Source organism: Ensifer canadensis, assembly GCF_017488845.2.
GTDB lineage: Bacteria > Pseudomonadota > Alphaproteobacteria > Rhizobiales > Rhizobiaceae > Ensifer > Ensifer canadensis.
On the sequence record NZ_CP083371.1, the window covers coordinates 96,479 to 119,405 of the forward strand.

Here is a 22,927-nt window from a genome sequence, read left to right on the forward strand (position 1 = left end):
CCCTGAGCCTATTCGGCCGGCTTCAGCCGCAACAGATGCATCAACCGCATGCGGTTGTTGTCGTGATCCTCGGGGTTCATCGCGGGCTCTTCCTTCGAGACCCATCCGGTGAAGCGCTTGGTCGAGAACTGGTACCAGGTCGGACCGTTGAAGACGGGAACGACGGGCAGATTGTCGGCAACGATCAGCTGCACCTGGTCGAACAGCTTCTTGCGGTCCTCGTCCGTCGTCGCCCGGCGATATGCGTCAAACACCTCGTCGAGTTCCGGATTGGAGTAGCGCGAAGGCGCGCTGGTGATCCGTCCGCCGAAGGCGGTCGACAGCGATTGGAAATAGCCGCGGAAGGGGGTCGGCCCGTCGGCGCGCGAATTCATCACGGCCTCGAATGAGCCGTCGAGGATCTGCTTCTGCCATTGCTCGTATTCGGGCGTGGCCACCGAAGCATTGATCCCGATCTTGCGCAGGCCTTCGGTGGCGATCTGGACCGCATCGATCCAGTCGGTCCAGCCGTTGGGGACGATGATCGGGAAGGTGATGGGTTTGCCGCTCGGCGTCGTGCGGAACCCTTCGCCGTCCTTCTTGTAGCCGGCATCGTCGAGCAGCTTGTTGGCCCTGTCGATGTCGTAGGCGAGCCATTCGTCCTGGGCGCCCTCGGCCGCCTTGTTGCGCCAGCTATCAAAGCGAGGCGGCAGGCCGCTCGCATGCGCATTGACGACGGGATAGCCGAAGCCGGCAATGTCGACCATGGAAACGCGATCCATCGCCAGGCTGAAGGCGCGGCGGAAGGTCATGTCGTTGAAGGCTTCGGCGTTGCCGGCATTGGCCGACTTGAGGTTCATCTGGAAGGAAACCGTTTCGGCCGGTGGCTGCCAATAGGCATTGTGCTCCGGGTCGAGGCCGACATAGGTCTTGTCGATCTGCGGCAGGAACGAGCCGAACCAGTCAAGGCCCCCCTCGGGCAGAAGCGCCAGCATCTGGTCATTGCCGGCAATCTGCGGCAGTTTCAGGCAATCGACCTTCAGGGTCGCTGCGTCCCAGTAGTTGGGATTGCGGCATTGCTCGTAGACCTGCGGCGTGAAGCGGCGGATCTCGGTCATCGGGCCGGAACCAACAGGCTTCTCGTTCTTGAAGGCGAGCGGATCGGCAACATCCTTCCAGATATGCTCGGGCACGACAGGAAATTCGGCGAGCGATTCCGGGAAATGTGTATCGACGCCCTTGAGGTTGATCTTGACCTCCGTGGGCGACACCGCCTCGACCGAAGCGACACTCTCGCCGACGCCAACGATGTCGACCGCCGGGTTCTTGAGCATCAGTTCGAGGGTGAATTTCATGTCGGCCGATGTCAGCGGCTTGCCATCCGACCACTTGACGCCATCGCGCAGCGTATAGGTGATCGACTTCAGATCGTCGGCAAACTTGTAGCCGGTTGCCAGCCGCCAGACCGGCTTGCCGCTGTCATAGTCGTTGAAGATCACGAGCGGCTCATAGACGAAGTCCATGGTGCTTTGGCGCCGCCCGCCCAGGTCGAACGGGTTGAAGTTCTGCACCCAGCTCGTCTGCTCTTCGATATGCATGGTCAGAACGGACTCGGCCTGCGCCTGGCCCGCTGCAAGCATGGCGAATGACGCGGCCATGACCCCGCCGAACACCCTTGCCGAAACTCTGCTGATGATGTTTCCGGTCCCCGTTACAATTGGTCTGGACCGCATTTCCTCGACTGCCGGCATGACGAACTCCCCTCCAGGTTTCGATGACGCATTTAATAAGTCAAGTAATTTGACTTAATGATATGTCCAGGATTGAACGCGTGTCAATCTGCGTCTTTTCGCTACGACTAAGGATGAAGAAGCGGTCGAGGACAGGCATCATTGCTGAGGCTTCGATCGCCGGCGGCGCGGATGCCAATGGCTGGAAGCCGGCTCAATGAAGGCATCGCAGCCATCAAGATCTCTGCGATTGCAGCGACTTGGGGGTACGGCAAACGGGACTGTCGAGCGCGAGCTGCAGCCGACCGGGTCGCTGTTCGTCGGATATCGGTTCTGATCGAAGGGCGATGGCTCACAGGTATGGTCGCCACGTCATGGCGGCCTCTGGCGTTCCTGATTTCGTCGTCGTGAAGACGCCCGCAGCCCGGCGTACCGTGAGCCCGCACTATGATGCGGGCCCGATGCCGGGATGCTTATGCCGCCGCCTGCCTACCGAGTTGCTCAAGGCTCGCCTCGACGATATCGAACATCTCGTCGATCTCGGCGGCGGTGATGATCATCGGCGGGCAGAAGGCGATGGAATCGCCGATGTTGCGGCAGATCAGGCCGTTCCTCTGCAGGATCGCACCAACCCGCGCGCCCGTTGCGCCTGCGGCCGCCCCATCCGCCGCCTCGAGTTCGAGCGCACCGATGAGGCCGACGCCGCGCGCTTCGACAGCCAGCGGATGCCGTTCGAGCGCATTGAGCCGACCGAGGAAATGCGGCGCAAGACGGCGGACATTGCCGACCAGGTCCTTCTCCTCGATGATCGCCAGGTTTTCGAGCGAGACTGCAGCGGCGACCGGATGGCCGCTGGCGGTAAATCCATGCCCGAGCGCACCGATCCGATCTGCCTCATTGGCGATCGGCTCGTAGACGTTGTCGTTGATCATGAGAGCCGCGATCGGCTGATAGGACGATGACAGCTGCTTGGAGAGCGTCATGATATCCGGCCGCATGCCGAAGGTCTCGGATCCGAACATGTTGCCGGTGCGCCCGAAACCGCAGATCACCTCGTCGGCAATCAGCAGGATATCGTATTTCCGCAGCACGTCCTGGATGGCCGCCCAATAGCCCTCCGGCGGAACGATGACGCCGCCGGCCCCCATAACCGGCTCGCCGATGAAGGCGGCGATCGTCTCCGGCCCCTCCTCGAGGATGAGCGCCTCCAGCTCTTCTGCACAGCAGCGCGAAAAGGCAAGCTCATCCTGCCCCGGCTCCGCACCGGTGCGATAATGCGGGCAGGTCGTGTGCAGGATGTTGGGAAACGGCAGATCGAACGATCGATGGTTGTTGGGGAGGCCCGTCAGGCTGGCGCTCAGCGCCGTCACGCCGTGGTAACCCTTGATGCGCGAGATGATCTTTTTCTTTTCCGGTTTGCCTAGCGCGTTGGAGCGATACCAGACCAGCTTGATCGCTGTATCGTTCGCCTCGGATCCGGAGTTGGCGAAGTAAACCTTGGACATCGGCACCGGCGCCATGCCGACCAGCTTCTCCGCCAGATCCGCCACCGGCCCGTGCGATTTCTGCGAGAAGGTATGATAGTAGGGTAGCCTCGCCATCTGGCTGCGCGCGGCTTCGACCAGCCGTTTCTCGCCGAAGCCGACGGCCACGCTCCAAAGCCCGGCCATGCCCTCGATATAGCGCTTGCCGCTGTTGTCGAAGACGTGGATGCCCTCGCCGCGGTCGATGATCAGCGGCCCTTCCCGCTCCAGCTTGCGCGGATTGGTGTAGGAATGGAGATGGTAGGCCATGTCCCGCGCTTCGGTGGAATTAGGCTGTGCGGTCATCGGCGTCTCCCGTTTTGATGCATGATCACTCTGGTGCGTGGTTACAAGGCGATATCATAGGTCAGCCAATCCGTTCTGGTGGCCAGCTGATCATAAAGGCCGCGAGCCCGGTAGTTGTTGTCGCGCGTGATCCAGCGGATGACGGACCAGCCGCGCTCTCGCCCGATATCGGCAACGGCGCGGATCAGCGCCGGTGCTGCGCCGCTGCCGCGCGCCTCGGGCGCAACGAAGAGATCGTCGAGAAAACCCCCGCGCGCCGCCATCAGCGGCCGGATATATTCGCGAAAATGGGTCAACCCGATCGGGCGACCCGAGCCATCGAGCGCCAGCCGGCATTCGAGCTGGCCGTCGCGGATCCAGCTCCACACCCGATCCCGCATCTCGTCGGTCTGATCAACCCCGTAGAAGGCGGCAAATCCCGCATGAAGCTCGTTCCATGCGGACCTATCGGCCTCAGCGGCCGCAACGATCGTAACACCCGCCATGACATCCCCCCGTATTCGGGTAGGCGAACCGCCCACCCACCAAGCATTTGCGTTGCTACTGCCAGGCAGCCACTGAGCGTTTGCGATACATGTTGCGAAACTGTTCGGTGGAGACGGGTAGCAGATCGCCCGTATCCCAGTCGAGGATCACGGCATAGCGGCGCACCGCGTCGAGCGCATTGATTTCCCCCGCCTTGAACTTTGCCGAGACCTCGGCCGGATCTGCGCCCAGCCAACCCAACCGGTCTGCCCGGATCTGTCGCCGCAGTTCGGCCGTCGCGGTGGCATCGATCTCGTAGGCGCAGATTTCCGGATCGACGGGATCGATGACGACGCCATAATCCTTCGCCGCCCGCTCGACCGAGACGTAGTCGTCGATGACATCGGCCAGCACCCGTTGCGGATCGCGCTCGAGCGGATCGCCGAAGCCGCCGCCGCCCGCGGTCGGGCGCGAGAAGACGTCCCCCGCCTCGATTGCCACATCGGAGAAAGTAGCGCCGAGCCATTCCGTCTTGCCGGTCTTTTCACGGGTCAGCGTTAGCCCGTGCGGCATCGACGGCAGCCCGCCCTCGATGCCCCAAACGATGGCGCGCTCGCGGTCGCAGATATAGGAAATGACGGTATTTTCGGCTTCGAGCATGCGGGAAGTCTTGAGCACACCGGCACCGCCGCGCCACTTTCCGGGGCCGGCAGAATCCGTCAGCACCTCGAACTCGGTGGTCAGGATCGGATTTGCCCGTTCCTGTCCCTCGACCGGCTGGGCCATCAGGCCGGTTCCGAAGCAGGCCGTCGTCACATTGCAGCCGTCCATGCCGTTGCGCCCGCCCCAACCGCCGGGAAGCCAGTCGTAGAACATGAAGATCGGCTTTTCCGCGGCGCGTGCATCACGCCCGCCGGTCAGCAGGTATTCGAGGTTGAAGGCACAGGCGATGGCGCGCTCCGGGATGATCTTCGACCAGATCTCGTAGATCGCGTTCATGATCTTCTCGAAGGGCATGAGGAAGCCGGTGACGGCCACCGGCCACTTCGCATCGACGATCGAGCCTTCGGGCGCGATGATTTCGAACACCCGGTAGAAGCCGCTGTTGAGCGGCAGGTCGGGGAAGAAGGTCTTCATCCCCGCGGCGACCGCCGAGAAGGTCGCGCCGAAGGCGGAATTGTAGATCGAGCCGATGGTCGGGTGGCTGCCGGTGAAGTCGTAGATCGCCCGGTCACCCCTAATCGTCAGCTTGACCTTGATCGGGATCATGCCCTCGTTGCCCGCCGGATCACGGTCGATGAAGTCCTGCGTTTCCCATTCGCCGTCCGGCAGTGCGGCGATCCGCTGGCGCATGGCGCGCTCGACATAGTCCTGCACGGCGCCGAGCCCCTGTTTCACCGTGCCCTCGCCGTATTTGCCGACCAGCCGCAGGATCTCGCGCTCGCAGACCTGGGTCGCCTGCGCCTGGGCATGGATGTCGCCGATGATCGAGGCGGGGTCGCGGGTGTTGGAAGCGATGAGGTGGGCGACATCCTTGCAGAACCGCCCCTTGTCGAACAGGCGGATCGGGGTGATGCGCATCCCCTCCCTGAACATCTCCTTGGCGGCGACATCAAAGGAGCCTGGGACGCTGCCGCCGAGATCCGACCAGTGTCCGTTCGACTGGCTGAAGGCGATGATCCTGCCGTCGACGAAGATCGGCCGGATCAGCCGGACGTCGTTGAAATGCGTGCCGCCGGCATAGGGATCGTTGATGGCGTAGACGTCGCCGGGATGCATGTCGCCATCGAAGGCGCGGATGACGTCCTTGCAGGTGAAATGCAGGGTGCCGACATGCACCGCGATGTCTTGGTTGCCCTGAGCGGCCGAATTGCCTTCGGCATCGTGAAGGGCACTGGAGAAGTCGCGGTTGTAGATGACAAAGGAATAGCAGGTTCTCAGGATCTGCTCGGCCATCTGATCGACGCTGGTGATGAAGGAGTTCTTCAGGACCTCGAAGGTCACCGGGTCAAGGTTTTGCTGTTCAGACATTCGCTTCACCTTCGATGCGGATGATGATGTTGAGATAGGTGTCCACTTCCGCGGTCGTTCCCGGCGGGACGACGACGGTCGAATCGAGTTGCTCGACGATGGCAGGGCCCTTGAAGACGAACCCTGCGGGCAAGGTTTCGCGATCGTAGACGGGCGTATTGAGCGCGGCCTCGGCTTCAAACCATACGCTCCGCCGCGTCTTCGGCTCGGGGATCACTCCCGTCGGCTCGTGGCGTGCCAGCGACGCCTTCGGCACCATGCCGACGGCCTTCAAGTTGATGCGGAACAGGCTGACCGGCGTTTCGTCGCGACGGAAATTGTATTCGCGCTGATGCTCACGGTGGAAGGCTTCGACCAGCGGCGCGATGTCGGTGACCGGCGCTGGTGCGGTGACGGAGAGCGAACGCCACTGCCCGAGATACATCATGTCGATGCTGCGCTGGAGCACCACGTCCTTAGCCGCGACACCTTCATGGGCAAGCCGCTCCGATGCTTCCTGTTCGAGGCGGAGGAAGGCCTCTTCGATCGCCGTTGCGTCGGCGTCGGCGGCCGCCTTCAGGTAGCTTTCGGAAAAATCGTGCTGCATGTCGACGAGCAGGCAGCCGAGCGCCGAAGTGACGCCGGGGTTCGGCGGAACGATGACCGCGGGGATCGACAGTTCGCGAGCGATCGCCGCGCCATGCAGGGCTCCGGCACCGCCGAAGGCGACGAGCGCAAAATCGCGTGGATCGTACCCACGGCTGATCGAGATCAGCCGCACCGCGTCCGACATATTGGCATTGGCAACACGGATGATCGCATCGGCGGCCGCATGCGGCTCTAGCCCGAACGGCTCGGCGACCCCTTCGCGGACGGCCTCGAGGGCAAGGTTCGCGTCAAGCGTGATCTTGCCGCCGGCAAGGCTGGTACCGAGGCGACCGAGCACGACATTGGCGTCGGTGTTGGTCGGCTGGCGGTTGCCCTTGGCGTAGCAGGCAGGGCCCGGACTGGCGCCGGCCGATTGCGGACCGTTGCGCAGCGATCCCGCCTCGTCGGTCCAGGCGAGCGACCCGCCGCCGGCACCGATCGTCAGAACCTCGATCGAGGAGAAGCGGATCGGATAGCCGAATTCGATGAACCAGTCCTTGGTGATGCGCGACTGGCCGTCATAGGCGAGCGACACGTCGGTCGATGTGCCGCCCATGTCGAGCCCGATCGAATTGCGGAAGCCGCAGAGCTCGGCGATGTATTTGCTGGCGATAGCACCGGCAGCAATGCCGGAACCGGCAAGCCGTGCGGCAAAGTCCTCGACGCTCTTCGGGGTCATTACCCCACCGCCTGTGTGCAAAAGCAGAAGATCGCGTTCATAGCCTTCCTGCTGCAGCCGCTTGCCGAGCCGCGATGTATAGTCGACGACAACGGGGCTTAAGGCCGCATTGGCGACGGTCGTGGAGAACCGCTCATGCTCGAAGATCTCGGGCAGGACTTCCGACGAGGTCGACACCGGCACGCCGGGCATCACCTCCATCAAGATTTCCTTCATGCGGCGCTCGTTGGCGCCGTTCATGAAGGCGTTCATGAAGCAGACGGCGACGGCCGCGACATTGCGGCGCTTGAGAATGCGTGCGACCTCCCGGGCCTCGTCTTCGTCGAGCGTGGCGACGATCCCGCCCTGCGCGTCGACACGCTCCGTCACCACCAACCGGTCGCGCCGCGGCACATAGGGCGGCACTACGTCCTTGTAGGTATCCCAGAGGTCTTCCTTGTTGGCGCGGCGGATCTCGATGACGTCGCGGAAACCTCTCGTGCAAACCATCGCCGTGCGCGGCAGGCGCCGCGTGATCAGGGCGTTGGTGGCAACGGTGGTGCCATGCGAAAACAGCGCCACCTTCGACAGGTCGATGCCGGCTTTTTCGACGCCAGACATGATCCCGTCGATCGGATCGGCGGAGGACGACGTCTTTTCGACCCGGATCCGGCCCGTGGTCTCGTCCATGATGCAGATGTCGGTAAAGGTGCCACCGACATCGACCGCAACTCGAAGGTTCTGCAAAATCCGTCTCCTGTCTTTCATCCGTTTAAAAGCGGGCATCCGTTGAAAATCGGGCAAGGCTTCGCCCTTCGCCCGGTCGGGCGTGCGACCGCCTCACGTCTGTCTGGGATTTGTCGCCGTCCGGCTCAGCCGGGGCTGCTCGGGCTCGTCAGATGGGAGCGCTCGCGCGCTTCGCTCGGGCTGTAGCCGAAATGCGCCTTGAAGTGGCGGCTCAACTGCGCGTGGTCGCTGAAGCCGAGTGCATAGGCGATTTCCGAAACCAGCTTGCGGCAGGTGGGATCGCGCAGCATCTCGTCGCAGCGCAGAAGCCGCTGGACCCGGATCCAATGGCACACGGACGTGCCCTGCCTCTTCATCAGTTGGTGCAGGTAGCGCACCGAGATGCCGCAGGCATCGGCGATCACCTGCGGACCGAGATCGGCCCGGGCGAGATTGGCGCGAATGTAGCTCTCGACGCGATGCAGGTGGCCGACCTGAACCGAGCCTGCGTCCGACGTCAGCATGCGTTCGTCGGAGATCAGCGACATCGCGAGGATATCGACCAGGTGCTTGCCGGTCATGTCGCGGGCGGGCGCATCCATCTCGACAAGCCGCGGCGCAACAAGCCGGATCATGTCGACGAACAATGCGCCGGTGCCACGGGTGGAATCGAAGCTGAGCGACGCGATACGTTCGGGAAGGCCGACACGCGGACGCAGCGTGGCAATCGGCACCTTCAGCACCCAGAGCGTGTTCTTGGCCGTATAGCTGAATTCGTACGGCAGATGGCTGCGCTCGACGAGGAAGGCCCCCGGCTTGCAGCGCACTGCCTTACCGGCCTGCTCGAAGCTGATCTCCGCCGTCTCCGGCACGGTGATCAGATAGCTTTCTTCGCGCTCATGCAGCAGGTGCCGTTTCTGTCGGCGATAGAGCAGCCCGTCGGATTCAAGCCGCGACAGCGATACCGCGCCGAGATCCCAGACGTTCAACTCGCCGGAAAACTCCGCCGAGTTCTGGAAGCGCAGATCGAGCGGGAAGTAGGTGCTCGATACCGCCTCGTCCCAATAGCGCTTGCGCTCGAACGCAACCGTGCCTGCCGTGGAATAACTCACGTCCATGCGAAGCTCCCATCCAGTCCGCCGTCCGTCTGCTTCAGCTGTTCCCGTGTTGCCAAGGCGACGGCCGATCGCGGCCTATTCTTCCTGACCGGCTGCCTTGAATGTCGCGGCCTCTTCAGGGCCTTTGCGACCGGCGTTTCCGGAAGGTCGTCAAGCAGTAGACTATCTCTTTCCCGCCCCGGCTAGTCGCAAAGTGCGCTCGCTCTTGTCGGTAGGCGTAGTTTCCGAGCGACCTGCCCCTCAATCGGCACGAACGATTGCCTCGGCCGCAAGCGCCATCGACAACAGATGCGCATCGTGATGCGGCTGGGCGGAAAGCAGCAGGCCGACCGGCATACCGGCGGCGCCAATGCCGCACGGTAGAGAGACGCCGCACCAGTCAAGGAAATTGCCGATCGAGGTGTTGCGCAGGGTCCGGGCGTTGGTTTCGACGAACAGGGCGTCGTCATTGAGAAGCGGCGCCGTGGGTGGCGCCACATGGGCAACGGTGGGATAAGCGACAAGCTCGTTCGACCCAATATGGGCGGCGATCTCGGCGATCAGCGCCTCCCGCGTGTTTAGCGTCTCGACATAATCGGAGAGGCTTATGTTTTGCCCGAGCCGGGCCCGTGCCACGACGCGCTGGTCCATCGATGCCGCCTGCGACCCTTCGAGCCGGTCGCGATGGAGCGCGAAGGCCTCGGCCGTGACCAGCGGTCCGTGCCGCGCCATGGTCTCGAAAATGCGCTCGAATGCCGGAAACGGCTGGCGGCGCACACGGGCGCCGGCGCGCTCCAGCCGCCCGAGTCCGGCTTCGAAAGCGGAAACGACACCGTCTTCGGCACCGTCGAAAACCACCGTTGTCGGCACCACGAGCGACAGGCCATCGAGACTGCCCCGCCGGATTTCCGGCGCGGGCAGACCTCGCATCGCCGCATCGACCCAGACGGCGTCCTGCACCGTCCGGCAGAGGGGACCGAGCGAATCGAGGCTCTTGGCGAGCGGAAAGACGCCACGCATGGAATAGCGGCCGCGCGTCGCCTTGTAGCCGACGATACCGTTGAAGGCGGCCGGAATGCGGATGGATCCGCCCGTATCCGTGCCGATCGAAACCGGCACCAGGTCGGCGGCTACGGCGGCACCGGAGCCGGAGGACGAACCGCCCGGCAGGCGGTCGACATCGCGCGCCCGCGGATTGCGCGGCGTGCCGTAATGCGGGTTGATGCCGAGCCCGGAGAAGGCAAATTCGCTCATGTTGACGCGACCAACGCTGACCATGCCGGCATGGCCGAGCGCGGTCACCATCGCCGCGTCCTCTTGTGCCGCCGGCGCGTCCTTCAGCACCACCGATCCCGCCGTCGTCGCCACGCCTTTGATGGCAAACAGGTCTTTCCACGCAACGGGAATTCCGTCGAGCAACCCAAATGAACGGCCGGCGGCGATGCGCCGGGCGGAGGCCTCCGCCTCCCGCATCGCCCGCTCCGGCAGAATCGTGGTGAAGATCGCTTGGTCGTCGTGACTGCGGATCCGCTCAAGCGTCCAGCGTGTCAGCTCACGCGGATCGAGCGCACCGGACTGCAGCAGCACTGACAGCTGCGCGATCGACCGTCCACTGAAGTCCTGCGTCATCCCGTTTCCCTCTATCGTTCGACCAGCTGCATCCAGCGGCGAACCAGATAATTGTGCTCGTCCATGGTGGTATTCCAGACCGCGATGCAGTTGGCGCGCTGCCAGTAGGAGCCGCCGCTCCTGACCGATCCTGCCCGAATGCGTATGGTGCCGTCCGGGCCCGGCAGGTCGCATGCCGCCGGCAGGCCGCCGTACCAGTAGTCCCATTCGGCCACCGACATGAATTGCCTCGAACGCTCCGGCGTCGAGATGTAGTAGCCTTGCCGCGCCACGACCGAGCCCGGCCAGCCGGATATCCACCAGTTGAGATACTCATAGGCGACGTCGCGCATGCGGCCCGACAGATGGCGTGCGAGACACAGGCCGCCATGCCAGGCACGATATCCCTCAGCCGGCACCGCCTGTTCCACCGGAACGCCCTGGCCGTTGAGGATGCTGATGCCCGTCGACCACATGCTCTGGATATCGGTCTCGCCGCGCACCATCAGCCGCGCTGCATCCTCGGCCGTCCGCCAGAAGGCGCGGAAATAGCCGTTCTTCTTGCGCTCCTCAAGCAGACCGATCAGCCGGTCGATCTCGTCAACAGTCATGGCGCCGATATTGTCGAACGACATCAGGCCGGATGCCTGCGCGGCAAGGGCTGCATCGAAGATACCGATCGCCGGCTCGTCGACGAGGGCTGCGCGTCCGGCCCAGCGCTCGTCGAGCAGCGCCGCCCAGCTGTTCATCGAAACCGTATTGGGGGCAACGTCGGTCCTGTAGGCGAAGCTGTCGAAATTATGCGTCGTCGGCAGCATCGAGATCGTGCTCGACGGCGTGTCGCCCAGTTCGAGATTGGGCTGCACGAACAGCTTCTTTACCGGCGCATCCCCCTGCCCCAGCCTGGCATTCGGGCCGATATGGCCGGTCTTCGTCAGATCGTTGATCTCGTCCCAGAGCGCGATGCGGCCAATCTCGATCGGCTGGATCGCCCGCCAGTACCAGACGATATCCAGATTATGGAAACACTGGTCGTAGATGTCGTAACTATCCGGCTCCTGCGCCGCCTTGTGCTGAGTGGTCAGGAAGTCGTTGTTGTCGAATACGACCTCGATGCCGAGATCGGCCTCGGCGCGAACCCGCAACTCCTCGAGCAGAGAAATCGCCGTGCCAAGCACGCGCAGGCGTGGGCGACCGGAGAGATGGAGGGATGGCGTCGCCATCGTCGCTTGGTCAGGCAGGTGCTTGTTCATGAAGACGACTGACGTTCCTGAAGACTGCGTTTCGGGACGGCCGCATCCTCGACGGAGGACCGGTCGAGGGCAAAAGCCTCGAACGACCGTTTCAGCAGTTCGACATCCAGACCGTCAACAATAAACACGATGCGCGAGCGGCGATCTTCGTCCGGCCAGCGCTCCATATGAACAGGCGTGTGGACCAAATGCTGAACGCCATGAATGGCGACAGGGCGCTCCTCGCCTGCGATGTTAAGAATGCCCTTCACCCGCAGCACCTTCTCGCCGTGACGGTTGAGCAGCATTGTCAGCCAGAGGCCGAAAGCCGTCCAGTCGATGGCGCGCTCCACGGTCATGACGAAGGAGGTCACCGCGGACTGGTGCACGGAGCCTTCCGCCGTTGCCAATTGAACCGGCGCCTCGCAATAGAAACCGCTGGTCGATTGCAGCGCGGCGGCGCGCAGGCCGAGGTTCTCGTCGACAAGCTCGGCAACGGCGAAGGACAGATCGGTCGCCATCAGCAGCGGCGCGTCCGGATTGATGTTGCGCAATTTCTCGACAAGACGGGCGACATCGGCCGGCAGCGCCAGATCGGCCTTGGTGACGACCAGCCGGTCTGCAACAGCAGCCTGCCGGTTGGATTCGACATAGGTGCCGAGTTGGCCGAGCCCGTTGACGGCATCGACGGTGGTGATGACGTTGCCCGGGCGGAAATGGTGGCGCAGCACCGGGTCGGATTTGATCGTCGACAGCACCGGGAACGGATCGGCAAGCCCGGTGCTTTCGACGACGATGCGGCGGAAAGGCGGAACCAGCCCGCGCTCCCGCTTCGAATGCAGATCCTTGATGGCATCGGCAAGCTCGCCGCGCACCGTGCAGCAGAGACAGCCCGATTGTAAGAGCACCATGGTATCGTCGATGCGCTCGACAAGATGATGGTCGAGCCCGACCTCTCCGAATTCGTTGATGAGGACCGCTGCATCCGAAAGAGCCGGATCGGCGAGCAGTCGCGCAAGCAGAGTCGTCTTGCCGGAGCCGAGGAAGCCCGTGAGCAGGTTGATCGGGGTCAGCAGCGGGATCTGCGGCTCAGTCATCGATCGCGGCCTCAGCAGCAGTAACCAGGGCCACATCGAGCGGATCGCAGGGACGGCCGCAAAGCCGTTCGGCGGCCGGCCAGAGATGACCGAGATCCTCGATGATCTCAGTCTTGCCCGTCCGTGTGGACAACACGAAGGACGCGCCCTGCCAATCGGAGATGGTCAGACCGAAGCGCGCCAGCATTGCATTGGCGATGCGCACCCGGTTGGCGCGCTCGCGCCTTCGATCGATGCGCTCGACATTGCGGGTATAGACGCCTGGCCGCGCCACCGCATCGGCCCAGTGTTCGTTGCCTCCAAGGACGCCGCAGAGAGAGCACATCGTTTGATCCAATCGGTAATAAAGGGCGGAGACGGCACTTTGACCGCCCCCCGTCAGTCGCTCACTTCTTGCGCGGGAAACGCTTGGCGAAATCGTCGGCGATCTCGTTCATCGTCACGAACTTCACGCCCGGATGCTTGACCATGTGGGCATAGAGCCGCTCCAGCATTATCAGCACCTGCGGCCGCCCGGCAACGTCAGGATGGATGGTAATCGGAAACACCGCATAGTCCATCTCGCGATAGACCCAGTCGAACTGATCACGCCACATCTGCTCGATATCGCGCGGATTGACGAAGCCGTGGCTGTTCGGGGCCTTCTTCATGAACATCATCGGTGGCAGGTCATCGAGATACCAGGACGCCGGGATCTCGATGAGGTCGGTCTCCTTGCCGCGCTGCAGCGGCACCATCCATTCGGACGGCTTCTTGGAGTAGTCGATCTTCGTCCACTTGTCGCCGACGCGGACATAATAGGGCGTGAAGTCGTCATGCATCAGCGAGTGATCGTACTTGATCCCGCGTTCCAGCAGCAGCTCGTTGGTGACGTTGGAGAACTCCCACCATGGCGCAACATAGCCGGTCGGGCGCTTGCCCGAGAGCTTGGTGACGAGATCGATGCTCTTGTCGAGGACTTCGGTCTCCTGCTCGCGCGTCATGGCGATCGGGTTTTCATGGGTGTAGCCGTGAATGCCGATTTCGTGGCCGGCGTCCGCCACAGCCTGCATCTGTTCCGGGAACGTCTCGATCGAGTGGCCGGGAATGAACCAGGTGGTCTTGATGCCGAAGCGTTCGAACAGTTTCAACAGTCGCGGGCTGCCGACCTCGCCGGCAAAAAGGCCGCGCGAGATATCGTCGGGCGAATCCTCGCCCCCGTAGGATCCGAGCCAGCCGGCGACCGCGTCAACGTCGATGCCGAAGCTGCAGAGGATTTCCTTGGCCATGGTATGTCTCCTTCGTGTTTTCTCTTCTCATAAGTCAGAGCGGGATGCGGGCGGAAAACCGCACACACTTTTCCTCATCCCGCTCGCGTGATCAGGCTGGGATGACGGTGGCTTCGCCCGGCTGCCAGCTCAAAAGAATGTCCGCACCGACGGGAAAGGCATCGGGCTGGTACTTGTCGACATGGGCTTCGAGCGAAACGGTGCGTCCGTCCGCAAGTCCCGCCGTCAGGTGGGATACATGGCCGACCACGTCGAAGCGGCGCACACTGGCGCTGACGACGTTGCCGCCGACCGCATGGGCAATCTGGTCACGCGAAACCAGGGCCGCCGTATGCACCTCGATCGCTTCGGCCGGGATGACGACGTTGACCCGTGACCGCTTGGAAAGGGCCCCGTTCGGCCGGCCGGAAAGCTGCCCGAGCGGCGTCGAAACCAGCGTCCGGTCGTCCGATGCGCCTTCGACTTCGCCCTGGAAGATCGTGTTATTGCCGATGAACTGGGCAACGAAGGCGGTGTTTGGCCGGGTGTAGAGCTGGTGTGGCGGGCTGATCTGCTCGACCCTGCCCTGGTTCATCACCACGATACGGTCGGAAAGCGCGAGCGCCTCGGACTGCGCATGGGTGACGAAGACGAAGGTGACGCCGAGCGTTTTCTGCAGCAGCTTCAGTTCGTTCTGGATCGCCTTGCGCAGATTGGCGTCGAGCGCGCCCAGCGGCTCGTCGAGAAGCAGAATATCCGGTTCAACGACAAGACCGCGGGCAAGCGCGATGCGCTGGCGCTGGCCGCCGGAGAGCCGGTCCGGCTTCTTCTCGGCGATGTCCTCGAGCCCAAGCGTTGCCAGGATACGATCGACCTTGGCGTCGCGTTCGGCTTTGGCCATGCCCTTGACGTCGAGCCCGTAGCCGACATTGCGGCGCACGGTCATGTGCGGAAAGAGCGCGTAGCTCTGAAAGATCATCGACGTCGGCCGGTGTTCCGGCCGGATGTCGTTCATACGCTTGCCCTTGATCAGCATCTCGCCGGAAGAGATCTGCTCGAAGCCGGCGATCATGCGCAGCGTCGTCGTCTTGCCGCAGCCGGACGGGCCGAGGAACGCGATGAACTCGCCCTTGGAAACCGACAGGTTGAAATCGATCACGGCGGGGGTGCCGTTGTCGTAGACCTTGCCGACATTGTTGAGTTCGAGGTCGAAGATCACGGTCGTTCTCCGGTTCTAATAGCGGATGCGTTGGGGGAAGGGCCGGGGCGGGTTTGCGCCCCGGCCGTCCTTCATCAGGCGTTGAGGAATTCGTCCCACTTCTGGATCAGGTGGTCGTATTCGTCCGGCCACTGGTGCCAGTAGGCGACGTTCTTGGCGCGTTCTTCGAGCGAGCCGCCGTCGCGCAGGTCGCCTTCCTTGATGCCGCGCTCCTCGGCGCCGACCCAGGGTTTGCCCTCGTACCAGAAGGCATATTTCTCCGGCGCCATGACGTTCTTGATGTTGGTCGACGGCGAGTAGTAGCCCTGCTCGGAGACGGTGATGCCCGGCTCGCCCGAAAGCCAATAGTCGGCATAGGCAATGACCGCCTCCTTGTTGGCAGTGCCAGCAATCATCGCCGGACCAATCGCCCAACCGCGATAGCCTTCCTTCGGCACGGCGTAGCGGCAGGGCTTGCCCTGCGCCTTGACCGCCATGACCGCCGGCTGCCAGGCGTCGCAGACGACCATTTCGCCCGACGCCATGAGGTTGACGAGTTCACCGAAATCGCCCCAGAGCGCGCGGAACTGGCCTTCCTTCTTCTTGGAAATCAGGAAGGCGGCAGCCTCGTCGATTTCGGCTGCGGTCGCATTGCCCGGGTTCTTGACGTCGGAAAGGCCGAGCGAGTTCATCGCCATCATCGCCTGGCCGATCGCGATCAGCGGGTCGGTGTTGATGCCGGACTTGCCCTTCCACTTCGGATCGAAGATCGCGGTCCAGCTGTTGGCTTCCTCGGCCGAGAGCACATCGGGATTGTAGCCGATGGAATCGTAGTTATAGACGGCGGGCACCATGTTCAGCGCCGTCTGGCTTTCGTCTGTCCAGATCTGGCCGATGATCTGCGCGCTACGGTCCCACTTGTCACTGGCGGTCGTGAAGGTATCCCGGATGTTGGCCCAATTCTTCAGCGCCGAGGCCGGGATGGGCTCGACATTGTTGGTCATGACGATCGACGGCAGGCGCTCGGCGATGATCTCCCAGCAATCATAGTCCTTGGAGCCGGAGAGGATCTTCGTCTGAGCGTCCGGGAAAGTTGCTGCCGTTCCGGACGTGCCGCCGACGCCGGCAGCAGCCTTGAACTGCTCGAGGATGCGCTCCTGAACGGTGACCGAAAGGCCGATGGTGCGCAGCTGCTGGCCTGCGAGGTCGGCGGCCTGCGCAAAGGCAGCGCGCGACGACAGGAACGGCGTGCCGCCGCCCATCGCCAGCGCCATCATCCCGGCGGATCGTTTGAGGAGGGAGCGGCGATTGATTTCCATATTTGGCATTGTCTCTTCTCCAGTTGTTGTTGTTCCCCGGAGCCCGTTTGCCACGCGCCCCATGTTCATTCGCCGCATCGCGCAGCGTTTCAGTAACGCCCCACCAGGAGGCCCCCATCCACAACCAGCACCTGACCGGTCATGTATCTCGCGCTGTTGGATGCCAGGAACGCGATCACGTCGGCGATATCCTCAGGCGTTCCGAGCCTTTTCATCGGGATGAAGGCGGCAGCGGCTTCCGCGCCGTCAGGACCGAGCGAGTTTTCCTCCGAAAGCAGCTGGGCTGTGCGGATGTAGCCAGGCGCAACGCCGTTGACGCGAACCCCGTCGCCGGCAAGCTCAACGGCAAGCCCACGCACTAGACCGACGACGCCGGACTTGGCGGCGGAGTAATGCACGTGCTCGTCCCAGCCATAGGCAACGCCCATGATCGAGGAGAGCGCGACGATGCTGCCCTCGCCGCGCTGGCGCATGCCGGGTGCGACGGCACGCGCCAGTCGGAAGATGCCCTTGAGGTCGATGTCGAAGGTCAGATCCCACTTGTCGTCGGTCAGCCTGGCAAGCGGGGTGCGATGGGCAATGCCGGCATTGGCGACGACGACATCGATGCGACCGTGGCGTTTTTCCAGATCAGTGACCAGCGCGTCGGTCGCCGACGTCGAGCGGACGTCGTAGTAGGCGAACTCGGCGGAGCCGCCGGCATGCCGGATGGCGTCGACCGTGGCCGATGCCTCACGCTCGAGAATATCGGTCACGACGACATGGTCGCCTTTGGCGGCAAAAGCTCTGGCGGTCGCCTGGCCAATGCCGATGCCGGCACCGGTGACGATGACAATGCGGGACGTCTTGGGAGGATTTGGCATTTTCATCTTTCCTGTCAGAGCATCACGTCGCCGGAGTTCGGTCCGAGCGTCTGGCCGACGAACAGGCTCGCCGACGGCGAGGCCAGAAACGCGACCGTCGCGGCGATTTCGTCCGGCTCGCCGAAACGCCCGAGCGGCAGCTGCGCCTTCTTGGCCGCGCGCCAATCCTCGGACAGCCCCATGACCAGCGGCGTATTGATGGGGCCGGGCGCGACCGCATTCACCCGCACGCCGCGGCTCGAAACCTCGCGCGCCAGCGCCTTGGTCATGCCGATGATCGCGGCCTTGGCCGACGAGTAATGCACGAGTTCGACGCCACCGATCTGGCCGAGCTGCGAGGCCATGTTGACGATCACACCCTCGCCGCGGGCAAGCATGGCCGGCAGCACCGCCTTGGTCATCAGGAAGGTGCCGCGCACATGCACCGCAAACATCCGGTCGAAATCGGCGACCTCGAGATTCTCGAACAGCGCCTGATGGGCGATGCCGGCATTGTTGACGAGCAGCGCCACGGGGCCGTGGAATTGCGCTGCCTTCTCGGCCGTCGCGGCGGCGTCGGCTTCGCTTGATACGTCGCCTGATATCGCGAGCGCCACTCCGCCGGCAGCAGCGATCTCGTCCGCAACCGCTTCGCAGCGCTCCGGCGAGAGATCATTGACGACGACGGCATAGCCGTCGGCCGCCAACCGCAGCGCGATGGCGCGACCGATGCCGGAACCGGCACCGGTGACGATTGCCGAACCAAGAGCAGAGCTGGCCATCACGCCTCCTCCTGGATCGCCATACGCTTGGCGCGGCGCACCGAAAGCATCATCAGCGCCGCATAGGTGCCGAGCAGCGCGAAGGAGAACAGCGTCGTCAACACGCCGAAGGCAAAGACGTTCGGATGCACTTCGACGGAGAAGGTGCCGTAAATTGCCAGCGGCAGCGTCAAGTCGCGGCCGGAAGCGAAGAGCGTGCGCGAGAACTCGTCATAGGAGAGCGTGAAGGCAAAGAGCATAGCGGAGAGCACGCCGGGGAAGATCAGCGGGAACGTCACCTTGCGGAAGGTGCGCGCCGGCGTGACGCCGAGCGACCAGGACGCCTCCTCCATGCTCGGATCGAACCGGTTGAAGATTGCCAACATCACCAGGAATGCGAAGGGGAAGGTGTAGACCACGTGCAGCACGAAGGCCGTGCTCCACCAGTGACGGTCGACGCCGAGCGTATTGGCGACGAGCGCCATGCCGAGGCCGACAAGCACGCCCGGCACCATCATGCCGAGAACGATGAGGTAGAAGACCACGCCCGAGCCGCGGAACTTGCGGCGGAAGGCCTGGGCCGCCGAGACACCCAGCACCGTCGAGACGATCATGGTCATCACCGCAAGCCCCAATGAGCGGACCAGCGCCTGCTCGATCGGCAACGGTGCGATGCGCGACGGCGGCGTCAGGCCGAAGAGGTGCTTGTACCAATAGGTCGACCATTCGATGATCGGAAACTGCGGCCCGCCTTCCGGCCCCGTCTGGAAGGACAGGATGGCAAGCACGACGAGTGGGCCATAGAGGAAGACGAGGAAGAGCGCTGTGTAGGCGCCAAGGCTGAGTTTCATGCCGCTGGCATTCATGATCAGAGCTCCTTCCTGAGATCGACGACCCTGAGCAGCGCGGCCAGGACCGCGCCCATCAGGATGGTAAGCACGACCCCGGCGACCGCCGCGAAGGCCCATTTCAGCGAACCGACCTGGGTGACGATGATGTTTCCGAGCAGGTTGACCTTGCGGCCGGAGAGGGCGGCCGAGGTTGCGAATTCACCGAGAACCATGACGGAGACGAAGATCGCCCCGACGACCACGCCCGGCATCGACAGCGGCAGGATGATCGTGCGGAAGATCCGCCAGAAGCCGGCACCGAGATCCTGCGCGGCCTCGATGATCGAGGTGTCGATACGGCCGAGCATGAAGGCGATCGGACCGACCATGAAGACGCAGTAGATCTGGGTCATGCCGATGATCACCGACAGTTCGGAAAACAGCAGCACCTCGATCGGCGCGTCGGTGATGCCGAGGTTCATCAGGATCATGTTGATCGCGCCCTCCTTGCCGAGCATCGGCCGCCAGGCGAGAACGCGGATCAGGAACGAGGTCCAGAAGGGGATGACGCACAGCACCAGAAGCACCGTCTGCAGCGCCTTGTTCTTGACGAACAGCCCGACGAAAAGGGCTGCGGGATAACCGACCAGCACGGTGGCAACGAGCACGATCAGCCAGATGCGCACCGTCGTCCACAGCGCCCCAAGATAGGTGTCGCTGGTGAAGAAGGTAATCCAGCTTTTCAGCGTCAGCGTCGGTTCGATCGTGAAGGTCGTCTGCGTCCAGAAGGAGACGTAGACCATCATCAGCATGGGCAGGACGAGGAACAGGGTCATCCAGATGACACCGGGTGCCAGCAGCCAAAGCGCTTTTCCCGGTGGTTTCTTCTCGGCGACGGTCTCTGTTTCCGTCTGCTCCGCAACGGCCATCATGCTCATCTCTCATTCTCCGGGCAGGAACGGTGCGGCGCGCAGGCGCCGGGTTTTTCCAAAAGGATTTCAGACGTAGACAAGGGCGTCCTCCCGCTTCCACACGAGCGCGTAGCGGCCCTTTTCGGCATAGGTCTCGGGCGCTGCATGGCTGAGATGGCTTTCGACCTCGAAAACCCGGCCGTCATCGAGCGCGAAGAAGGAATTGACCGCCGCGCCGGAATATTCGCTGGCGACGAAATTGGCCTCAATGCGGATCTCGTCCTCAGTGATGGCTGCCTCGGGCGGCCGGACCGAAACACGATCGTAGCGGATCGCATAGGCCGGCGACGTCGCCCGCGTCGGCGCCGCTGCCCCAAGCGCAAACCGGCCGACGCCGCCGACGAAGGCGCCGCCTTCGATCCGCCCGGGAAAGAGATTGTAGCAGTTGAGAAAGCGGGCAACCGCCGGAGAGGCGGGCCTGTTGTAGACGGTGTCTGAATCCGCCGACTGGGCGATGCGGCCGCTTTCCAGCACCAGCACCGTGTCGCCCATGGCCAAGGCCTCGGCCTCGCTGCCGGTCACATGCAGGAAGGTGACGCCGCAGCGCTCGCGGATAGCCCTCAACTCCGCCCGCATCCTGGCGCGCAGATTGGCGTCGAGCGCGCCGAGCGGCTCGTCGAGAAGCACCATGCGCGGCTCGGTGACCAGCGTGCGCGCCAAGGCGACGCGCTGGCGCTGGCCGCCGGAGATCTGGGTGACGGCCCTGCCTTCCAGACCGGAAAGGCCGACGAGGCTGATAATGTCGCGCACCCTGGCTTCGACGACGCGCCGGTCGGTGACCGGCTCGTCCTCCCTGTTTTCCAGGCCGAAGGCGATGTTCTGCGCGACGGAGAGATGCGGGAAGAGCGCGAAGTTCTGGAAGACGAAGCCGATGCCGCGCTTGTGCGGCGCCACGGTGTCGATGCGCTTGCCGTCAAACAGGATGGCGCCGCCATCCGGATGTTCAAAACCAGCAATGACCCTCAGGAGCGTCGTCTTGCCGGAGCCGCTCGGCCCCAGAAGCGAGATATAGGCGTCGCCGGGCAAGGCAAGATCGATGCCGTTGAGCGCGCGCATGTCGCCGTAGGTTTTGGTGATGTTCTTGAGCTGAAGGACCGTCGACATTGGTTTCCTGCCAGTTTGCCGTCCGGACGTTCTCCACCCAAAGCTTCGCCGTCGCCGGAGCCGACGAGGCATCCGAACGGACATGCGATCGCGTTCGCGCATGGTCACATGCGCGTCGGGGATGAAGGTCCTTTGCGGTTCAAAAAATAAGTTCCACCTGCACGCTTCTTCTGAGCGCTTGCATGTCACGAACAATGACATGAATGATTTTTGTATGCAATAGACTTTTATTCGTCATTTAGACCGGAATGAAATACGGCTTCGCTCCGCTGGCAGCCATCCAGGCTAGAATACGCATCAAGCCGCCCTAAACACCCTGCAATCCCGAAGGTAGAACGATTCCACCCTTCCGTGTGGGCGCTACCGGATTGCGCCTGACTCACCGAAAATCCATTCACCGGCAGCAGGCATCCACCCCATCAACACCAAATGCCGCAAACAGATGCACATTTAATTTGCCAACGTGTATGCAAAATGCATTTATTTTCAGCTGTCACATTCCCCGGCAAGTGGCGTAAAGAAAGAGGACGAAATTGCCAGCCAAACGGAAGACGCCCGACCGCATGAGCGAGCCACGCCTCGGCCAGAATACCCAGCGCCGCTACGAAATTGCCGAGGACGTTCTGCGCAGCAACATCGCCGAAGGCATCCTGCCGCCCGGCCTCGTTCTTCTCGAAGGGCCGATTGCCGAGATCCTGCAGATTTCGCGTGCGCCGGTTCAGCGTGCGCTCTTGCAACTGGAAAGCGACGGGCTCGTCCACCGCTTCAAGGGGCGCGGCTATCTCGTCGGCCCACCAGGCCGCGCGATCGAACCCAACCGCACCGACATCAAATCGCTCGGGCTCACCATTCCGCAACACGCCGACGAGGCGCTGCAAAGCCGCTCGTCCTGGGAGCGCATCTACACCGAGATCGAGAACGACGTCGCCGGCTGCGTCATCTTCGGCCAGTATCGCATCATCGAAAACGAACTCGCCAACCACTTCAGCGTCAGCCGCACCGTGGTGCGCGATGTGCTGACACGGCTGCGCGAGCGCGGGCTGGTGCGCAAGAACCAAAGTTCGCACTGGATTGCCGGCCCGCTGACGGCCCAGACCGTCAAGGACCATTTCATGCTGCGCCGCCTGCTCGAGCCGCAGGCGCTTGCGCTCGGCGCCGGCCATATCGACCGTGAGCGACTTGCGGCCCTCTTCGTCCGGTTGACGGAACTCGACGGCCCGCAGGCGGCGGACGCCTGGCAGAGCCTTGAGGAAATCCGCACCCAGTTTACCGAATGCTGCGTGCTGGCGATGCCGAACGAGCGGCTGCGCGAACTGATCCGCAACAACCTGCTGCCGGTCACCGCGACCGAACGGCTGCTGCGGCAATTGGGCCTTCCCGGCGATCCCGCGGTGATTGCGGAAATCCGGCTGATCGTGGAACTGATGACGCGTGGCGCGACCGCCGCAGCGGCGGCGATGCTGGAGAACCATATCGACGCCTCGATGAACCGCACGATCGCGCAGATGAAGATCGTCGCAATCATTCCGGGCCCGAGCGTCACCGCCGCCTATCTGACACGCGTGGTCGAATAGCC

The 22,927-nt window shown here is 63.2% G+C and carries 19 protein-coding genes; 1 reads left to right on the forward strand and 18 read right to left on the reverse strand.

What is annotated here, in order from left to right; translation table 11 throughout:
• Positions 1-8: 8 nt before the first annotated feature.
• The 18 genes from J3R84_RS20095 to J3R84_RS20180 all read right to left on the reverse strand — a co-directional run bounded on the left by J3R84_RS20095 (position 9) and on the right by J3R84_RS20180 (position 21,351).
• Entirely contained in the window at positions 9-1,637 is a 1,629-nt protein-coding gene (locus J3R84_RS20095; RefSeq protein WP_225906386.1) for an ABC transporter substrate-binding protein, read from the reverse strand.
• Between the two features lie 545 nt (positions 1,638-2,182).
• Positions 2,183-3,538 (reverse strand): aspartate aminotransferase family protein, encoded by a 1,356-nt coding sequence (locus J3R84_RS20100; RefSeq protein ID WP_025429672.1) that lies wholly within the window; start codon positions 3,536-3,538, stop codon positions 2,183-2,185.
• 41 nt (positions 3,539-3,579) lie between these two features.
• A complete protein-coding gene (locus J3R84_RS20105; RefSeq protein ID WP_057223775.1) occupies positions 3,580-4,023 on the reverse strand; it encodes a GNAT family N-acetyltransferase in 444 nt (147 codons plus the stop codon).
• A 55-nt stretch (positions 4,024-4,078) separates the two neighbouring features.
• Positions 4,079-6,034, reverse strand: a complete 1,956-nt coding sequence (locus J3R84_RS20110; protein WP_057205873.1) for a hydantoinase B/oxoprolinase family protein — start codon at positions 6,032-6,034, stop codon at positions 4,079-4,081.
• Positions 6,027-8,066: a hydantoinase/oxoprolinase family protein gene (locus tag J3R84_RS20115; protein WP_057205871.1), complete on the reverse strand. Its 2,040-nt coding sequence runs from the start codon at positions 8,064-8,066 to the stop codon at positions 6,027-6,029. The genes J3R84_RS20110 and J3R84_RS20115 overlap by 8 nt, the downstream gene beginning before the upstream one ends.
• Positions 8,067-8,191: 125 nt before the next feature.
• Positions 8,192-9,163, reverse strand: a complete 972-nt coding sequence (locus J3R84_RS20120) for an AraC-like ligand-binding domain-containing protein (RefSeq protein WP_057205869.1) — start codon at positions 9,161-9,163, stop codon at positions 8,192-8,194.
• 240 nt (positions 9,164-9,403) lie between these two features.
• Positions 9,404-10,771, reverse strand: a complete 1,368-nt coding sequence (locus J3R84_RS20125; protein ID WP_057212684.1) for an amidase — start codon at positions 10,769-10,771, stop codon at positions 9,404-9,406.
• Positions 10,772-10,782: 11 nt separating this feature from the next.
• Positions 10,783-12,003 carry an ABC transporter substrate-binding protein gene (locus J3R84_RS20130; protein WP_025429666.1) on the reverse strand — a complete coding sequence of 407 codons (1,221 nt, stop codon included), beginning with the start codon at positions 12,001-12,003 and terminating at the stop codon, positions 10,783-10,785.
• Entirely contained in the window at positions 12,000-13,079 is a 1,080-nt protein-coding gene (locus tag J3R84_RS20135; protein WP_057205863.1) for a CobW family GTP-binding protein, read from the reverse strand. Before J3R84_RS20135 ends, J3R84_RS20130 begins: the two co-directional genes overlap by 4 nt.
• Positions 13,072-13,404: a hypothetical protein gene (locus tag J3R84_RS20140; RefSeq protein WP_025429664.1), complete on the reverse strand. Its 333-nt coding sequence runs from the start codon at positions 13,402-13,404 to the stop codon at positions 13,072-13,074. Before J3R84_RS20140 ends, J3R84_RS20135 begins: the two co-directional genes overlap by 8 nt.
• A 61-nt stretch (positions 13,405-13,465) precedes the next feature.
• Positions 13,466-14,347: a polysaccharide deacetylase family protein gene (locus J3R84_RS20145; protein WP_025429663.1), complete on the reverse strand. Its 882-nt coding sequence runs from the start codon at positions 14,345-14,347 to the stop codon at positions 13,466-13,468.
• Between the two features lie 91 nt (positions 14,348-14,438).
• Complete coding sequence (locus tag J3R84_RS20150) at positions 14,439-15,545, reverse strand: ABC transporter ATP-binding protein (RefSeq protein ID WP_025429662.1); 1,107 nt, start codon at positions 15,543-15,545, stop codon at positions 14,439-14,441.
• Between the two features lie 74 nt (positions 15,546-15,619).
• The gene (locus J3R84_RS20155; RefSeq protein WP_057205857.1) at positions 15,620-16,852 is read right to left on the reverse strand and encodes an ABC transporter substrate-binding protein; all 1,233 of its coding nucleotides are present in this window, start codon (positions 16,850-16,852) and stop codon (positions 15,620-15,622) included.
• An 80-nt stretch (positions 16,853-16,932) separates the two neighbouring features.
• Positions 16,933-17,706 (reverse strand): SDR family NAD(P)-dependent oxidoreductase, encoded by a 774-nt coding sequence (locus J3R84_RS20160; protein WP_057205855.1) that lies wholly within the window; start codon positions 17,704-17,706, stop codon positions 16,933-16,935.
• A gap of 14 nt (positions 17,707-17,720) precedes the next feature.
• A complete protein-coding gene (locus J3R84_RS20165; protein WP_057220391.1) occupies positions 17,721-18,467 on the reverse strand; it encodes an SDR family NAD(P)-dependent oxidoreductase in 747 nt (248 codons plus the stop codon).
• Positions 18,467-19,312 carry an ABC transporter permease gene (locus tag J3R84_RS20170; protein WP_025429658.1) on the reverse strand — a complete coding sequence of 282 codons (846 nt, stop codon included), beginning with the start codon at positions 19,310-19,312 and terminating at the stop codon, positions 18,467-18,469. The genes J3R84_RS20165 and J3R84_RS20170 overlap by 1 nt, the downstream gene beginning before the upstream one ends.
• A 2-nt stretch (positions 19,313-19,314) precedes the next feature.
• Positions 19,315-20,205: an ABC transporter permease gene (locus J3R84_RS20175; protein WP_373688544.1), complete on the reverse strand. Its 891-nt coding sequence runs from the start codon at positions 20,203-20,205 to the stop codon at positions 19,315-19,317.
• Positions 20,206-20,274: 69 nt separating this feature from the next.
• Complete coding sequence (locus J3R84_RS20180) at positions 20,275-21,351, reverse strand: ABC transporter ATP-binding protein (RefSeq protein ID WP_025429656.1); 1,077 nt, start codon at positions 21,349-21,351, stop codon at positions 20,275-20,277.
• A 563-nt stretch (positions 21,352-21,914) separates the two neighbouring features.
• Here J3R84_RS20180 and J3R84_RS20185 point away from each other — a divergent pair.
• Positions 21,915-22,925, forward strand: a complete 1,011-nt coding sequence (locus J3R84_RS20185; protein ID WP_025429655.1) for a GntR family transcriptional regulator — start codon at positions 21,915-21,917, stop codon at positions 22,923-22,925.
• Positions 22,926-22,927: the final 2 nt, after the last annotated feature.

Excerpts from the sequence above, each read along its gene's own strand:
- J3R84_RS20100 (WP_025429672.1), bottom strand. The coding sequence starts at position 3,538 with ATGACCGCACAGCCTAATTCCACCGAAGCGCGGGACATGGCCTACCAT.
- J3R84_RS20145 (WP_025429663.1), bottom strand. The coding sequence starts at position 14,347 with ATGGCCAAGGAAATCCTCTGCAGCTTCGGCATCGACGTTGACGCGGTC.
- J3R84_RS20095 (WP_225906386.1), bottom strand. The coding sequence starts at position 1,637 with ATGGCCGCGTCATTCGCCATGCTTGCAGCGGGCCAGGCGCAGGCCGAG.
- J3R84_RS20130 (WP_025429666.1), bottom strand. The coding sequence starts at position 12,003 with ATGAACAAGCACCTGCCTGACCAAGCGACGATGGCGACGCCATCCCTC.
- J3R84_RS20120 (WP_057205869.1), bottom strand. The coding sequence starts at position 9,163 with ATGGACGTGAGTTATTCCACGGCAGGCACGGTTGCGTTCGAGCGCAAG.
- J3R84_RS20170 (WP_025429658.1), bottom strand. The coding sequence starts at position 19,312 with ATGAATGCCAGCGGCATGAAACTCAGCCTTGGCGCCTACACAGCGCTC.
- J3R84_RS20125 (WP_057212684.1), bottom strand. The coding sequence starts at position 10,771 with ATGACGCAGGACTTCAGTGGACGGTCGATCGCGCAGCTGTCAGTGCTG.
- J3R84_RS20165 (WP_057220391.1), bottom strand. The coding sequence starts at position 18,467 with ATGGCCAGCTCTGCTCTTGGTTCGGCAATCGTCACCGGTGCCGGTTCC.
- J3R84_RS20140 (WP_025429664.1), bottom strand. The coding sequence starts at position 13,404 with ATGTGCTCTCTCTGCGGCGTCCTTGGAGGCAACGAACACTGGGCCGAT.
- J3R84_RS20180 (WP_025429656.1), bottom strand. The coding sequence starts at position 21,351 with ATGTCGACGGTCCTTCAGCTCAAGAACATCACCAAAACCTACGGCGAC.
- J3R84_RS20160 (WP_057205855.1), bottom strand. The coding sequence starts at position 17,706 with ATGCCAAATCCTCCCAAGACGTCCCGCATTGTCATCGTCACCGGTGCC.
- J3R84_RS20135 (WP_057205863.1), bottom strand. The coding sequence starts at position 13,079 with ATGACTGAGCCGCAGATCCCGCTGCTGACCCCGATCAACCTGCTCACG.
- J3R84_RS20110 (WP_057205873.1), bottom strand. The coding sequence starts at position 6,034 with ATGTCTGAACAGCAAAACCTTGACCCGGTGACCTTCGAGGTCCTGAAG.
- J3R84_RS20105 (WP_057223775.1), bottom strand. The coding sequence starts at position 4,023 with ATGGCGGGTGTTACGATCGTTGCGGCCGCTGAGGCCGATAGGTCCGCA.
- J3R84_RS20185 (WP_025429655.1), top strand. The coding sequence starts at position 21,915 with ATGAGCGAGCCACGCCTCGGCCAGAATACCCAGCGCCGCTACGAAATT.
- J3R84_RS20155 (WP_057205857.1), bottom strand. The coding sequence starts at position 16,852 with ATGCCAAATATGGAAATCAATCGCCGCTCCCTCCTCAAACGATCCGCC.
- J3R84_RS20175 (WP_373688544.1), bottom strand. The coding sequence starts at position 20,205 with ATGGCCGTTGCGGAGCAGACGGAAACAGAGACCGTCGCCGAGAAGAAA.